The organism is Leptothrix cholodnii SP-6 (assembly GCF_000019785.1).
Taxonomy (GTDB): domain Bacteria; phylum Pseudomonadota; class Gammaproteobacteria; order Burkholderiales; family Burkholderiaceae_C; genus Sphaerotilus; species Sphaerotilus cholodnii.
In genome coordinates this window covers 682,516-697,233 of the sequence record NC_010524.1, presented here as the reverse complement: position 1 = coordinate 697,233, position 14,718 = coordinate 682,516, and the positions used below count along the sequence as shown (strand labels likewise).

At 56.8% G+C, this 14,718-nt stretch carries 13 protein-coding genes; all 13 read left to right on the top strand.

The features are described 5' to 3' along the window. Positions 1-56 precede the first annotated feature (56 nt). The 13 genes from LCHO_RS03225 to LCHO_RS23265 all read left to right on the top strand — a co-directional run bounded on the left by LCHO_RS03225 (position 57) and on the right by LCHO_RS23265 (position 14,690). A complete protein-coding gene (locus LCHO_RS03225; protein ID WP_012345682.1) occupies positions 57-1,190 on the top strand; it encodes an ATP-binding protein in 1,134 nt (377 codons plus the stop codon). A 161-nt stretch (positions 1,191-1,351) separates the two neighbouring features. Further along, entirely contained in the window at positions 1,352-1,645 is a 294-nt protein-coding gene (locus LCHO_RS23275; RefSeq protein ID WP_150105405.1) for a hypothetical protein, read from the top strand. Next, positions 1,642-2,838, top strand: coding sequence for a Wzz/FepE/Etk N-terminal domain-containing protein (locus tag LCHO_RS22600; protein WP_012345680.1), 1,197 nt, complete (start codon positions 1,642-1,644; stop codon positions 2,836-2,838). Before LCHO_RS23275 ends, LCHO_RS22600 begins: the two co-directional genes overlap by 4 nt. A gap of 44 nt (positions 2,839-2,882) precedes the next feature. Further along, on the top strand, positions 2,883-4,025 hold the full coding sequence (gene wecB / locus LCHO_RS03215) for a non-hydrolyzing UDP-N-acetylglucosamine 2-epimerase (protein ID WP_043703778.1): 1,143 nt from the start codon (positions 2,883-2,885) through the stop codon (positions 4,023-4,025). After that, positions 4,022-5,305 carry a UDP-N-acetyl-D-mannosamine dehydrogenase gene (wecC, locus tag LCHO_RS03210; RefSeq protein ID WP_012345678.1) on the top strand — a complete coding sequence of 428 codons (1,284 nt, stop codon included), beginning with the start codon at positions 4,022-4,024 and terminating at the stop codon, positions 5,303-5,305. Before wecB ends, wecC begins: the two co-directional genes overlap by 4 nt. A 57-nt stretch (positions 5,306-5,362) precedes the next feature. After that, complete coding sequence (locus tag LCHO_RS03205; protein WP_012345677.1) at positions 5,363-6,415, top strand: TDP-N-acetylfucosamine:lipid II N-acetylfucosaminyltransferase; 1,053 nt, start codon at positions 5,363-5,365, stop codon at positions 6,413-6,415. After that, a complete protein-coding gene (locus LCHO_RS03200; protein ID WP_012345676.1) occupies positions 6,415-6,981 on the top strand; it encodes an acyltransferase in 567 nt (188 codons plus the stop codon). The genes LCHO_RS03205 and LCHO_RS03200 overlap by 1 nt, the downstream gene beginning before the upstream one ends. Further along, positions 6,978-8,108 (top strand): dTDP-4-amino-4,6-dideoxygalactose transaminase, encoded by a 1,131-nt coding sequence (gene rffA / locus LCHO_RS03195; RefSeq protein WP_012345675.1) that lies wholly within the window; start codon positions 6,978-6,980, stop codon positions 8,106-8,108. Before LCHO_RS03200 ends, rffA begins: the two co-directional genes overlap by 4 nt. Beyond that, entirely contained in the window at positions 8,105-9,511 is a 1,407-nt protein-coding gene (locus LCHO_RS22595; protein ID WP_012345674.1) for a lipopolysaccharide biosynthesis protein, read from the top strand. The genes rffA and LCHO_RS22595 overlap by 4 nt, the downstream gene beginning before the upstream one ends. A gap of 14 nt (positions 9,512-9,525) precedes the next feature. Beyond that, a complete protein-coding gene (locus tag LCHO_RS23270) occupies positions 9,526-10,818 on the top strand; it encodes a DUF6369 family protein (RefSeq protein ID WP_012345673.1) in 1,293 nt (430 codons plus the stop codon). Next, positions 10,811-12,022 (top strand): glycosyltransferase family 4 protein, encoded by a 1,212-nt coding sequence (locus LCHO_RS03190; RefSeq protein WP_012345672.1) that lies wholly within the window; start codon positions 10,811-10,813, stop codon positions 12,020-12,022. Before LCHO_RS23270 ends, LCHO_RS03190 begins: the two co-directional genes overlap by 8 nt. After that, positions 12,010-12,726 (top strand): WecB/TagA/CpsF family glycosyltransferase, encoded by a 717-nt coding sequence (locus LCHO_RS03185; RefSeq protein ID WP_012345671.1) that lies wholly within the window; start codon positions 12,010-12,012, stop codon positions 12,724-12,726. Before LCHO_RS03190 ends, LCHO_RS03185 begins: the two co-directional genes overlap by 13 nt. 161 nt (positions 12,727-12,887) lie before the next feature. Continuing rightward, a complete protein-coding gene (locus tag LCHO_RS23265; RefSeq protein ID WP_012345670.1) occupies positions 12,888-14,690 on the top strand; it encodes a hypothetical protein in 1,803 nt (600 codons plus the stop codon). Positions 14,691-14,718 lie beyond the last annotated feature (28 nt).

Sequence of the window (14,718 nt, the reverse complement as noted above, 5' to 3'; positions counted from 1 at the left end):
AACTATAATTCCCCCTAATTGACGCCCCCAGCCCCTCCATAACGAGCGCGACGCCCTTGGACTCCAACCTGTCGGTCTTCCATCGCGCCAGCCTTGCCGACGTGTACGTGCGCCGCATCCTGTCGGCCAAGGGCGCCTCCGGGGTGTTTCTGGCTGCGCCGCGGCGCACCGGCAAATCGACCTTCATCCGCGAAGACCTCGTGCCTGCGCTGCAGGCCCAGCACGCCGAGGTGATCTATGTCGACCTGTGGGCCGACCGCAGCGCTGACCCCGGCGAGCTCATCGGCAGCGCCATCCAGCGCCACCTGCTCTCGCGTGAAAGCCGGTTGCTGCAATGGGCCCGCAAAGGCGGGCTCGACAAGATCGCCGTGGGCGGCCTGCAACTCGACATCCAGAAGGTCGGCGTCGGCCGCGGCACCACGCTGGCCGAGGGGCTGAGCGCGCTGTCCGACGCCACCCAGGCGCTCATCGTGCTGGTGATCGACGAGGCCCAGCATGCCCTCACCACCGAAGCGGGCGCCTCGGCCCTGTTTGCCCTGAAGGCGGCGCGCGACCAGATCAACAGCTCGGCCCACCATGGCTTCAGGCTCGTGGCCACCGGCTCCAACCGCGACAAGCTGGCGCTGCTGGTGCATGGCAAAGACCAGGCCTTCCTGAACGCATCGCTGGTCGACATGCCCCTGCTCGACGACGCCTACCTGGCCTGGGAGCTGCAGCAGTTCGACGGCGAAATCCTGCCCAGCCTGAGCGCCCTGCACGACGCCTTCGCCATCTGCGGCCATCGCCCGGAAACACTGCGCCGCGTGCTCGACGAACTGGCCTTCGTGCCCGACCTCGACGCCAGCCGCGCCGACGCCCTGCTGCTGCAACAGACCCGCGCCGCGCTCGAGGAAGCGCGCCGCGAGTTCATGCGCCAGGTCAACAGCCTGCCGCCGCTGCAAGCCGCCGTGCTGCAGACCATGGCGGAAACCGGCGACCTGTACGCCCCCTTTCGCACCCCCACCCTGACACGCTACAGAGCCGTCTGCGCCCAACTCAGCGCCGAGGAGATCCGCATCGACAACTCGGCCATCCAGTACGCGCTGGACGCCCTGCGCGACAAGGCCCTGGTGTGGAAAAGCGCACGTGGGGTGTACGCCATCGAGGACGGCCAGCATGCGGCCTGGCTGGTGAACGGGGCGGGTAGCTGAGACTGAATCCGCTGGAAACCGCAATACATCGCGATCCCCCAGCATTCAGTTACAACCATCTGGGGACACAGGTCGGGGAGCAAATCGACCGTCTTACACTGAGCGCCACCGTACCGACCGCGCTCCCATTGACCCTTGGCCTGTGCCGAGAACAGCGATCCATGCATCTCCCTCGAACCACACTCTGCACCCGCCGTACCGGGTTTGACGCTAGAAGACGGCGTCACGCCGAGCGCGCCGACGGCACCATGTTCCTCACCAGTTGCCGCGACTCGTTCAACTGCATCGAGAAGGTGGAAATGATGTCCTGCGACATCTTGGTCGTGTCCGGCAAGACCAATCGTGAAACCTTCTGGGATTCGTTCACACGCAGGCGCAAGGATTGGAGCCGGATTTTTTGTCAGTTCGGCTTGAATGCCGGCGATCAAGTCTCTGCAGAAGCGGGTACATCATGAGTCAAATTACACAACAGACAGGCGCCGATACAAAAACTGGAAATGTCATATCTGATATGAATGCCAGCGAGGAGCTTTCCCTCATCGATGTCCTGTTAATCCTCTCACGACGCAAACTGCTCCTCGTCGTCGCCCCTCTGCTAGTTGGTTGCGCGGCACTCGGAATGAGTTATCTCGTCCGACCGACCTACACCGCGAGCGTCCAGTTACTACCTCCGCAGCAACAACAAAGTGGCGCACTCACGGCACTACTAGGCGCTGCGGGCGGTATGGCAAGTGCGCTTGGCGGCATCTCCGGTCTTAAAAATCCGTCAGATCAGTGGATCGGCATGCTGAAGAGTCGAGCCATCGTCGATGCAATTGTTAACGAATTCAGTTTGCGTGAGATCTACGAAGTCGAATACCAATTCAAAGCCCGTGAAAGGCTCGAGAAAAACAGCCGGATTGTGGCCGGCAAAGACGGACTGATCGACATCGAGGTTGACGATCACGATCCTGAGCGTGCTGCGAAGATAGCGACCGCCTATGTCGACGAACTCCAAAATTTAATGCGCACCCTTGCAGTGACGGAAGCGGCACAGCGACGCTTGTTTTTTGAGAAACAGCTTTCCGACACGAAGACCAAGCTCATTAAAGCCGAGATACTTTTAACGGAAGGCGGAATCAATACAGGGGTATTGAAGACCAATCCCGAAGCAGCGGTCAGTCAACTCGCGCAGGCGCAGGCAGCAGTAACCGCCCAGGAGGTTAAGGTATCAGTGATGCGAGAATCGATGACCAACAGCAACCCTCAGTTGCGAAATGCGATACTGGAACTAGCATCACTACGTGAACAACTTCATAGATCCAATCGTGACGAGCCAGAACGCGCCAAAGGAAGCGGCGCAGAGTACGTGACACGGTTTCGTGATTTCAAATATTACGAAACCCTATTCGACTTGTTTGCTCGTCAATACGAGATGGCTCGCGCAGATGAGGCTCGTGACGGATCGGTAATCCAGGTAATTGATCCCGCGCAGGTACCCGAGTACAAATCCGGCCCCAAGCGCGGCATGATCGCAGTGCTTGCCACGATTCTGACATTCATACTGTCCGTGCTGTATGTACTGGCAAGCCACGCCCTTAGAGGCTATACGACGCGAGCAGATGGCCGTCTCAAAATGGATGCACTGAAGCAGGCCATTATCCGCTGACCCATACTTACAACGCGACCACCCAGCACTCAGACTGATTATCTATCGTGACCACTGAAACCCGACTCCTGCTCGTATTCGGAACCCGACCCGAGGCCATCAAGATGGCCCCGCTCGTCAAGCGATTTCAGCAGTTCCCTGAGTTCGAAACCCGCGTTTGCGTGACAGCACAGCATCGACAAATGCTTGACCAAGTGCTGCAATTGTTCGATATCCAGCCTGAGTATGACCTCGACTTGATGAAGCCCGGCCAGAACCTGACTCAGATCACTACCAGTATCATGCACGGCATTGATCCGGTGCTGGACGACTTTAGGCCGCAGTGGGTGCTCGTTCATGGTGACACCACGACGTCCATGGCCACGAGCCTAGCTGCTTTCTACAGACAGATACCAGTCGCCCACGTGGAGGCCGGACTCCGCACTGGCAACATCTACTCGCCGTGGCCCGAGGAGGTCAACCGGCAAATCACGGGGCGCATTGCATCGCTGCATTTCGCGCCAACTGACGAAGCCAAGTTCAACCTCCTGAAAGAGAATGTCGAACCATCACGCATCCGAGTGACTGGCAACACGGTCATTGATGCGCTGTTGAGCGTCAGCCACCGGATTGACAACGACGCCGAGTTGAACCGAGAGATGGGAAATCTCTTTCCTTTCCTGGATTCTTCTCGCAAGTTGATCTTGGTTACCGGCCATCGGCGCGAAAACTTCGGGCAGGGATTTGAGGCCGTATGCAATGCACTGCGCGATTTATCAGAAGATCCTCGCATCCAAATCGTATACCCTGTTCACTTAAACCCCAATGTCCAAGAGCCAGTGCGGCGAATCCTTGGGCAAGCTCAAAATGTCCATCTGATAGAGCCGCTGAACTACCTGCCCTTCATATACCTCATGAAGCGCAGTTACATCATCCTGACCGATTCCGGAGGCATCCAGGAAGAAGCGCCATCTCTGGGCAAACCAGTTCTGGTAATGCGTGACACTACAGAACGCCCAGAAGCCTTGGCGGCCGGCACTGTCCGATTGGTTGGAACAGACCGCGACACCATCGTTCGTGAAGCGCGCAGACTCTTCGACGACCCTTCTGCATATCGTGCAATGGCGTTTGCTCACAACCCCTACGGCGACGGCCAAGCCAGCGATCGCATCATTCAAGCCTTCCGGCAACTCAAACCCGCATCATGAATCAATCGTTCGACACTATTTCCATCATTGGTCTTGGCTACATCGGTCTGCCGACAGCGGCTGTATTTGCGAGTCGAAAGATCAAGGTCGTCGGGGTCGACGTTAACGAATATGCGGTTGAAACCATCAATCAAGGCCGCATCCACATCGTCGAGCCGGATCTCGACATGGTTGTGCATGCAGCAGTGACAGAAGGCTATCTGCGGGCTACCACTCGACCCGAGCGAGCTCAGGCATTCCTTATCGCTGTGCCAACGCCTTTCAAGAGTGGCCCCAACGGGGATCACGATCCGGACCTCTGCTACATCGAACAGGCTTGCCGATCGATTGCGCCGGTGCTCGAAAAGGGGAACCTCGTCATTCTCGAGTCGACCTCGCCGGTTGGTGCCACCGAGCAAATGTCGGCTTGGCTGGCACAGGAACGGCCCGACCTGACCTTTCCGCAGACACACGGCGAAACGTCAGACATCCGCATAGCACACTGCCCGGAAAGGGTGCTGCCGGGTCATGTCCTGAAGGAATTGGTACAAAACGACCGCGTCATTGGTGGCATGACGCCTGCCTGCTCAGCAGTGGCCGCACGCTTGTACAAGACGTTCGTGCTCGGCGAATGCGTGATCACGACGGCACGAACCGCCGAAATGTGCAAGTTGACGGAAAACAGCTTTCGTGACGTCAACATTGCCTTTGCCAACGAGCTCTCGATCATCTGCGACAAGCTCGGAATCAACGTCTGGGAACTGATTCGGCTTGCAAACAGGCACCCACGCGTGAACATACTGCAGCCCGGACCCGGAGTTGGCGGGCACTGCATTGCGGTCGATCCTTGGTTCATCGTAAGCGCAGCACCCGATCAAGCTCGCCTGATCCGTTCGGCTCGTGAGGTGAATGACAGCAAGCCTGATTGGGTGATTGACAAGGTCAAGGTCGCGGTGGCGGACAGCCTCATCAGCCAACCGGCCAAGACAATCTCGGATATCACCGTCGCCTGCTTCGGCTTGGCCTTCAAACCGGACATCGATGACCTGCGCGAGAGCCCTGCAGCATCTATCGCGCAGAAGATCGCAGCAAACCACCCCGGCTCGGTACTCGCGGTCGAGCCCAATATCGACCGACTGCCTGAAAAGTGGCAAACCCGACTGAATCTGACGTCGGTAGAAACTGCACTTGCTTGTGCCGACGTGATTCTCCTGTTGGTCGATCACAAGCAATTCAAAGAAATTTCGCGTGAGCAACTCCAACCGCTAAAAATCGTCGATTGCCGCGGCCTATGGCAATGAGCACTGCACTTGCGATACAGGTTTCGGCATTTGACGGCCTGCGTGGCGGAGTGCGTGATGAAGCCTAACGACGTTCTTCACATCGTCGAGTTCGAGAAGTTCATTCCACCCTTCATCGAACTGACTCGCACGCGGCTTGCAGCGGACCGCCACCATTTCTTCTTCATTCACCGCGGTGATTTGTACCAACCTGGTGAAAAAAGCCGAATACATCGGTTGTCGGACTACGCGGCCAAACCGATAGGCTTGGCTGTGCTCGCCAAGAAGATGAACTTGGCTGGCAAGATCGTGCTGCACGGACTGACACATTTCAGACTGCTGGTCCTTCTGGCACTGCAACCATGGCTGCTCAAGAAAACCTACTGGATCATATGGGGAGCCGACCTGTACGCATACCAGAAGATCGGCACGAGCTGGCAGTCCCGCCTGAAGGAGATGCTCAGGCGATTCGTCATTCCGCGGATCGGTCACTTGGTGACTTATGTTAGCGGCGACGTTGCACTTGCCAGGCAGTGGTATGGAGCGAAGGGACAGCACCATGACTGCTTGTGCTATGCGAGTAACGTGTACCACCACCTTGAACTACCGACACGGAATTCAGGCAGTAACTTGCAGATCTTGGTGGGAAATTCAGCAGATCGCTCGAATAATCATGATGGCATCTTTGCTGCACTGCTTCCCCATTTGGAAACGGGATTGGAAATCCATGCACCGCTATCCTATGGCGACCAACAGTATGCCGACGAAGTAACCAAATTCGGCAGCGCGAAGTTCGGCAGCAAATTCCATGCGCTGCGGGAGTTCATGCCTTACGGCGACTACCTGAAACTTCTATCTGGCATCGATATCGCAGTTTTCAATCATGAACGCCAGCAAGGCATGGGCAACATCATTTCGCTCCTGGGGTTGGGCAAAACCGTCTATATGCGAAAGTCCACAACGTCGTGGCAGAGCCTGACGAACCTGGGATTGACGGTGGGAAACATCGAAGACTTCAAACCAGCACCCCTGTCATCGGAGCTCGCTGAGCGGAACCGTCAAATCATCCGAGAGCAATTCAGTGAAACCAAGCTCGTGAATCAATGGCGCAGCATTCTGGAGACACACTGATGGCGTATTACACCGAAACGCAATTGCAGGCCTTTGGCTTTCGCCACTTGGGCCAAGATGTCAAGATCAGCGACAAGGCGTCCATCTACAACGCAGACCAGATCGAAATCGGAGATCACTCCCGCATCGACGACTTCTGCGTCCTTTCGGGTCGCATCCGCATCGGCCGATACAACCACGTCACCCCGATGTGCCTGGTGGCCGGTGGTGTACCGGGTGTCTTCATGGACGACTTCTGTACTTTGGCCTATGGAGTCAAGGTATTTTCCCAGACGGATGACTACAGCGGCGCGACGATGACGAACTCGCTCATCCCACGCAAGTACAAGAACGAACAATTCGCGGCCGTCACCCTCAGGCGCCAGACCATCGTCGGCGCAGGAGCCATCGTCATGCCGGGGGTCGAAGTTGCAGAAGGTTGCGCCATCGGCGCGATGGCATTGGTAACAAAGTCCACCCTGCCCTGGGGCATTTACGCCGGCGTGCCAGCCCGGCGCACGAAAGACCGACTGAAGGGCCTGCTCGATCTTGAGCAGGCCTTCTTGAAAGAGGAAGCATCACGATGATCCCGTTCAACAGGCCGCCCTACACGGGGCAGGAAGATCAATACGTTCAAGCTGCCATGCGCAGCGCGAAGATGTCCGGCGACGGTGCGTTCACCGAACGCAGTCATCATTGGTTTCGTGAACAGTTGAAGTGCGACTCCGCGTTGCTGACGCCATCGGGCACGCAAGCGCTGGAAATGGCGGCGATCCTGCTCGACCTTGAGCCTGGCGATGAAGTCATCATGCCGAGCTACACCTTTGTCAGCACCGCCAATGCTTTCGCACTGCGTGGCGCGCAGATCGTGTTTGTCGACATCCGGCCAGACACGATGAACATCGACGAGAACCTGATCGAAGCAGCCATCACGGCGAAGACTCGTGCGATCGTCGTGGTGCATTACGCCGGTGTGTCCTGCGAAATGGATCCGATCCTGGCCTTGGCAGAAAGACATGGCCTGAAGGTCATCGAGGATGCGGCTCAAGGCATGATGTCCACCTACAAGGGCCGGCGACTTGGCGCCATCGGCCACCTGGGGGCCTACAGTTTCCACGAGACAAAGAACTACACCAGTGGTGGCGAGGGCGGGCTACTCATTGTGAACGATCCGCGCTATGCCCAGCGCGCGGAAATCATCCGGGAGAAAGGCACCAACCGCAGTTTGTTCTTCCGAGGCATGGTCGACAAATACAGTTGGGTCGACATCGGCAGCAGTTACCTTCCATCTGAACTGCAGGCCGCCTACTTGTGGGGTCAACTGACGATGGCTGACGAAATCAATCGTGACCGCCTCGCCACCTGGAACGCCTATCACGCCGCATTTGCAGATCTTGAGACAAGCGGCCTGGTCGTGCGCCCTCATGTACCGGAACACTGCAAACACAACGGTCACATGTATCAATTGAAGGCGAAGAACCTCGCGGAGAGGACTGCCCTGCTCAAGCATCTGAAGGACGCAGACATCCTCGCTGTCTTCCATTACGTACCGCTGCACTCTGCCACTGCAGGCCGGAAATACAGCCGTTTTCACGGTGAAGACCGATACACCACGGCCGAGAGCGAGCGGCTGATTCGGCTTCCCTTCTGGTACTCGATGTCGCCGGAGATTCGACAGAAGGTCATCGATACCGTGCACAGTTTCTACTCTTGAACGCGCGAAAGATTGCAGCCTTCGCCGTCGGGCCGATCGGCTCCGCGGCGCTCGGTCTGCTCATCGTTCCGTTCACCGCCTGGTACTTCCCTGCAGAAGACGTGGGCCGGATCGCCATGCTCCAAGTGGCGATCAGTTTCTGCCTGCTGCTGTTCAGCCTGGGTTTGGACCAGGCCTACGTGCGGGAATTCCATGAGAGCGCGGACAAGGCTGCCCTCCTGAAGCGCTGTGTCTGGCCTGGCCTGAGCCTGCTGACACTCAGCCTCCTGACTCTGTTGGCATGGCCGTCTGCGCTGTCGAAACTCCTGTTTGATCTTGAGAGCGCGACCGCTAGTGCGATTGTGGCGGCGTGCCTAGTCTGTGCTTTCCTAGGGCGGTTTATCGCGCTCGTTGTACGGATGGAGGAGCGAGGCCTTATTTTTTCGTTTAGCCAAATTCTTCCAAAGCTTTCTGTCCTAGCTTGTTTGACGTTCTTTGTCATCGGCTCCACCCAACGTCAACTAACTCAACTCCTCATCGCGAATGCGATATCGCTACTGTCTGTTGTAGTCGTGATTGGCTGGATGACCCGCAAATCTTGGATGAGTGCGACTATATGTGACACACCATCAAGAGTCATACCCCTGCGCCAATTACTTCATTTCGGCTCCCCACTTATTTTAAGCGGAGTTGCATTTTGGGGAATGATTTCGTTGGATCGTATATTCCTTAAAGAACTGTCAACCTTTGAATCACTTGCCAGTTACTCAATAGCCGCCAGCTTTGCTGGTATTGCTGTGATCATTCAGAGCATTTTCTCGACGATCTGGGCTCCGATGATCTACAAAAAGAGTTCGGATGGAGTGGACCCAATTCTTATCGAGAAAATGGTCAGCACAATCCTTTCAGTGGTTGTCGTAATATTCGCGACATCAGGGCTACTCTCTTGGATTATTAAAACAATACTTCCACCACAATATATCGACGTTCAGTTTATTTTAGTGGCCTGCCTCGGATACCCACTTCTTTACACATTGAGCGAAGCCAGCGGAATTGGGCTTGGTATCACCCGCAGAAGCCGAGAAACAATGATCGCCGCAGTCGCAGCGCTAGTAGTAAACGGCATCGCAAATTTTCTACTTATTCCAAATTTTGGCGCACAAGGTGCGGCAAGCGCAACCGCCATTTCATTCCTAGCTCTATTGATATTAAGGACAGAAATGGCAAAACGAGCATGGATCAATTTCAACACCACCACACTTTACCTAATGTCTAGCACTTGCACGGCGCTATCCGTCGCAACGGCTCTGTACGGGAAACAACTTGAAGCACCCCTGCAGATCTGCTGGATAGTAATGCTAGCCATGGGAATTAATCAACTAAGAAAAAAACTTCCGCGCTTTTCAAAAAGCGTCAACCGATAAATTAGTAGTATCGCATGAGCTTGATTGTCTTTTTGACGCTCTTCGCAGCATCATGCTTGCTTGGCTATCAAGCGGCCGCTCATCCGCGTCTGTCGACTATCAGAGCATTTGCTTGGGGTGCGGCGATTTTGCCCTTATCAAGCATTTTCGTTGCCCATTATTATCGAGCCGGAGTTACCGCTACTGATGGTTTACTGCTTGGGTTCGCAGCTCACTTGTTACTGAGTCCTGACCAGCGCGTCCGCTTCAAAATTGGCTTCCTTTTGCTCCTCACGCTATCGGCGGCTCTTATCGTTTTCATAATCGCGATGGCGCCGAATAAATTTGGCGCACACATGCCGAGCTTGCTGCGAGATACGAAAGTACTTCTATATGTACCTGCCTTCTACTTACTACATCGCGCAAGCAGGAGCACGCCAACGAGCGGCAAGGAATTTATTGAGCCGACCGAAATAATTAGAACTATCGCACCAGCCTTTTTTACTGCGGCAATCAAGTGCATAATTCTGCAAAAATTAAATCAATCAGGCGCACTCGCTAGCTTTAGCGGCATCAGTGACGAATTTTACGCAAACGATCCAGAAATGACAGAGAGATACTCAGACTTCTCTCTCCCATTTATGTTTGCAACTATGCTTCTCTTCGCGACAAGACCGTTCAGATTCATAAAAATAAACACGTCGCTTTGGATAATTTTCATTTCATTCGTTGTCGTCAGTTACGCATCTGGAAACCGAACTTTTCTTATTGCCGGACTACTCTTAATAATCTACATCGCTTTTCGATCCAATGTTTTAGTCGGCACTTTGATCACAGCCATATTGGGCACAGGACTTGCCGCGCTCATATTTGCACTACAAGAACTAGCCAGTCGCATCGTCGCTCTCGCATCAGCGGAACTCATACTTCAGGCCCTAACGACCCGATATGAACCATTCTTTAACTGGCTAAACACAGGACCAGGTTGGCTTGGGATATTTTTTGGATCCGGACTTGGAAGCGCTTTCCATATACCATGGTTTGAGTACAGAGAGGGAATTGACCCACTCTCACCATTTATTGACAATTTCTTTCTTACAGTCATCTACAAGTATGGAATTGCCGGCTTAGCACTAACCCTTTACTCGTTACGCTACGCCCTTGATCAAGAACAGTTCAGCAGACATGGCCGATTAATAACACTACTCGCATTGGCACTTTGCGCCCTAACCATGTCAATCGTTTATCAATCATATTTTGCCGTCATTATATTTTGGCTGACCTCCGCCTCCGGCATGGTAAAAAAACAGGAGTCGCAGCATGATTAAAATCGTTCACATTCTCTACCAATCAGTTCCAGACGTCTCCGGCTCCAGTACCCGCAGCAAGAGCATCGTCGATGCTCAACTCGGGTCCGGGGAAATGATTCCGGTGATCGTGACTTCCCCGCTTCAGGCAGGCCAGGGATCAGATTCGATCGACGTGATCGACGGAATCAAGTATTACCGTACCTACGCAGGCAACGCCGATTTCGCAATCAATCGCAAGAAGAGCCTGCTCGTCAAGGCGAAGAAGGCGCTCTCGTTCGTCGGCTTCTATCGCACCGTGTGTCGCGTCATCGAGGAGGAGCGCCCCCAGGTTGTCCATGCACACGCCATCTTCGCGTGTGGCTTGGTCGGACTGCTGGCAGCGCGTCGGTACGGACTGCCGTTCGTGTACGAGATGCGCAGCGACTGGCACCTCGACGAAAATTTCGATTCGGGCACGTTCTTCCAGAAACTGTTCGGGGGCATTGAGCGCTTCCTAGCCCGCCGGGCCGATGCGCTGGCCGTCATCAGCCAAGGCCTGATGGAGAAGTACGGACCGTTGAATCCGCGCCCGATTCTTGTGCCCAATGGCGTGCATCAGAACATGGTGCGTCCGTTGGAACCCGTGGGCGCGCTGACAGCCACAGCAGGGGGCGGCTCGAACCCCACATTCGGATTCATCGGCTCGCTGATCCCCCTGGAGGGCTTGGCGTTCGTTGTCGACGCGCTGGCCAGGCTCCGAACCGAACGTGGCATTGATGCCCGCATGATCATTGCCGGCCGAGGGGAGGAGCAGGCAAAGCTCGAAGTGCTTGCGCGTGAGCGGGGCGTCACGGACCTGATCGAGTTCACCGGGGCCGTACCGTTCGCTCAGGTGAGCGGCATCTACGACCGGCTGGACGTCATCATCAACTTCCGACGAGACGAACCGATTGCACACTCGGTCACGCCACTCAAGCCACTGGAGGCGATGGCGCAGCGCAAGCTGGTGGTCGTAAGTTCGGTGCGTGGCATGCAGGAACTGGTGACCGGCGGCCGCACGGGCCTCGTGGTACCCGCAGAGGACGTGAACGCCCTCATGGACACCATCGAATTGGTCCATCGTGACTTCAGCCGATTCCAGCCGGTCATCGACGCCGGATACGCGCACGTCACGCAGACCCGGACCTGGCCCTCTCTGGTCGGCAAGTACACGCAACTCTATCGCCAGCTATGCAGCCACTGAACATCTTCGGCTACAGAGTCTGGCCGTTCGATTCGCGCGGTGCGCTGGCACGGCAGGTGGTGAACCAGCCCGGTGTTTACGTCTCCCTCGGTGCCGAGGCGTTGATGCGGCAGGACCCGGCGTTCATGGCGTGTGTGAACAGCAGCATCGGATACGCAGACGGTATCGGCACCGTGATCGCGGCCAGGTGGTTGTGCAGAACCCGTCTTCACAAGATCCCGGGGTGCGAACTCTGGTTGGACGTGCTGGCAACCGCGCCACCGAGCCGTCTCGCGGTCTGGGGTGGCTCTCCCGAGGTCAACGCGATGACACGCACGCAGCTGGCGGCGCAGTACCCTCAGCATCAGTTGGTGTTCTGCGAGAACGGCTACACCCGAGATGACGATGCGTCGATCGACGCAATCGTGGCTCGCCAGCCGGAGATCGTCGTACTGGCCCTGGGTCAACCGCGGCAAGAGTTGATCGGCTCACGAATCTTTGAGCGCTGCCCGGCAAGCCGTGTGCTACCGGTGGGTGGATCACTGGATGTCTATACCGGCAAGGTAAAACGAGCACCGGATTGGCTCGTTCGGCTTCACCTCGAATGGGCTTACCGATTGTGGCTGGAGCCGTCAAGAATCCGTCGTCAACTCGTGCTACCGAAGTTTCTCCTGCGCGTGGTCAGGGCCACCTTGGCGCGCGCATTGGGGGGCTCGCAGTTGTAGTGGTCTTAGCCGACAGCAACTCACCGATGGTCTCGCGTCCCCCCGGACCCCGGTGGAACCGCCCAGCGGGATTCATCAACGGAAACGGGGCGGGTGATTCACCCTCCCAGCGATTGACCCGTCGAGACATTGCTGCGCTGTTCGTCGGAGGATGTGCACTCATGGCCGGCGCCAGCGTGCTTTCCGCACCTGCTGGTGGACGGTCAGGCCGCCTGGAAGATTGGGGCATCGGGGAGGACGCAGGACAGTCCATACAGGCGATGTTGGCAGCGGGCTACACCGACATCACCTGTGACACAAACTGCACGATCGTCACGCCGGTGCGCGTGGAAACAGACGGTGTAACCCTGCGCCTGCGTTGCAAGGTAACTTGGCGCGGGCAGCAACCACGCGGGGTGACAGCGGAACGTCTCACCGGCGTGATCACGGTCAATGGATCCCTGTCGGGCATCGAACTCACCCTGCCACTCGCTGCGGCGATATCCGACGGTGGCGAAACGGTGCAACTCAGTGATGTCTCGGCCTTCTCGGTGGGCGACCATTGGCGGGTCCGGCCTGAGCGCAGCGAATGGGGTCCCTTGTCATATCTATTGCAGGTCACAGCGGTGGACCTATTGGCACGGACAGTCACTTTTGACTATCGGTCGGCTTGGCCTGTAGCGGCAGGCACGCCCTACGTTTTTCAGCAGGTCATACCAGTCCGAAATACCTCGATTTTTATCCAAGAGTTGGAATACGCCACCCTGGAGACACGAACGTCAGGCGTAGCCGGCATCGGCGAGCAGTACTCGATCGGCGGCTCGGCGGTGATCGGCAAGGCCCGTAACACGAAGCAACCCGCAGTCATGAAACGCTGGTGTGTCGGCGGCACGTCGTCCATGCGCGATCTCATCAAGCCTCAGGACGTTGTTACCGGTGGAATGGGCTACGGCATCCAGCTCATCCACTGTCGGCACGAGCGGTCAACCGACACCCGTGCGACCGCGGCACGACACGTGATCGACTGGTCCGGCTGCGCGCACTGCAGCGCAGACGGGATGTACGACACCGGCCCGCTCACCGGCATCGCGAGCTTCTCCTGCCACCAGAGTTTCGACCATGACAACGTCCTGACGAATTTCGATGGCTGGCTGAGTTGGGCGAACGACCCAGTGTTTGGGCAGGCAATGAAACGAATGGCTGCTCGCAATGGCATCGCCCGCGGCCAGCTAGGCACGTTCAATACTTCGCCGGACTGTACGTTCGAGGACATCCAAGTCGTAGGCGACGTCGTCTTGAACATCGATGGGCTCACCCTTAGACGAGTCGTGGAAAGCGGAGGATCCAGTCGGTTCTCGCAATCGTCGGCACTGTCCGCTCGAAAAACCGCCGAGGTGCACGATTGCACCTTGTCACCGTGGCTGAACGGAGATTGGGTGGGCGCCTCAGTGACCACACCCATCCTGTTCCGCGGCGGGCGCATTGGACCCATGAACGAAGCCGTTCTGCGCGGTACTCGGATTGAATCGGTCGGCACCGTGTGGCACGCCAGAGCAACTCCAGGCCAGCCAGCATGGGTGTACACGCCCGAGGTATCGCTGAACGGCACTTTTGAATACACGCCGTGGCGAATCGTCGGAACGGCCAGCAGGTTCACTGCGTCAGGACGTGTAACGAACTACAGCGACTCTGAGAACGGATTCGTGGATTCTCGGATTTCGAGCGGCTGGAACGAAATCCGCCTGTCAGCAATGCAGTTCAGCGGCAGAGATGCCCGCGCCCGCTACATCCGCTGGTCAGGCGCAGGCGGTACCCTGAAGCTCACGGTCGAAGGAAGCACCGCCTCAGCCGGTCGGATCGACATCAATGACGCGATCGGCCACGATGGCGCGGTGCGCTTCAGCAACTGCAGCCATGTCGGAACAGCTATCTCGCGGCCGCCAGCCAGTCCGCTTGTGAGTTACTACAACGAACTGAACCGCTGAACTGAACCCGTCGAACGGGCGCCCGCAG

Bases quoted from the DNA above. Each gene is read 5' to 3' on its own strand.
- LCHO_RS03190 (WP_012345672.1), top strand. From the start codon at position 10,811: ATGATTAAAATCGTTCACATTCTCTACCAATCAGTTCCAGACGTCTCC.
- LCHO_RS23265 (WP_012345670.1), top strand. From the start codon at position 12,888: ATGGCCGGCGCCAGCGTGCTTTCCGCACCTGCTGGTGGACGGTCAGGC.
- LCHO_RS23275 (WP_150105405.1), top strand. From the start codon at position 1,352: ATGCATCTCCCTCGAACCACACTCTGCACCCGCCGTACCGGGTTTGAC.
- rffA (WP_012345675.1), top strand. From the start codon at position 6,978: ATGATCCCGTTCAACAGGCCGCCCTACACGGGGCAGGAAGATCAATAC.
- LCHO_RS22600 (WP_012345680.1), top strand. From the start codon at position 1,642: ATGAGTCAAATTACACAACAGACAGGCGCCGATACAAAAACTGGAAAT.
- LCHO_RS03185 (WP_012345671.1), top strand. From the start codon at position 12,010: ATGCAGCCACTGAACATCTTCGGCTACAGAGTCTGGCCGTTCGATTCG.
- LCHO_RS23270 (WP_012345673.1), top strand. From the start codon at position 9,526: ATGAGCTTGATTGTCTTTTTGACGCTCTTCGCAGCATCATGCTTGCTT.
- LCHO_RS03200 (WP_012345676.1), top strand. From the start codon at position 6,415: ATGGCGTATTACACCGAAACGCAATTGCAGGCCTTTGGCTTTCGCCAC.
- wecC (WP_012345678.1), top strand. From the start codon at position 4,022: ATGAATCAATCGTTCGACACTATTTCCATCATTGGTCTTGGCTACATC.
- LCHO_RS03205 (WP_012345677.1), top strand. From the start codon at position 5,363: ATGAAGCCTAACGACGTTCTTCACATCGTCGAGTTCGAGAAGTTCATT.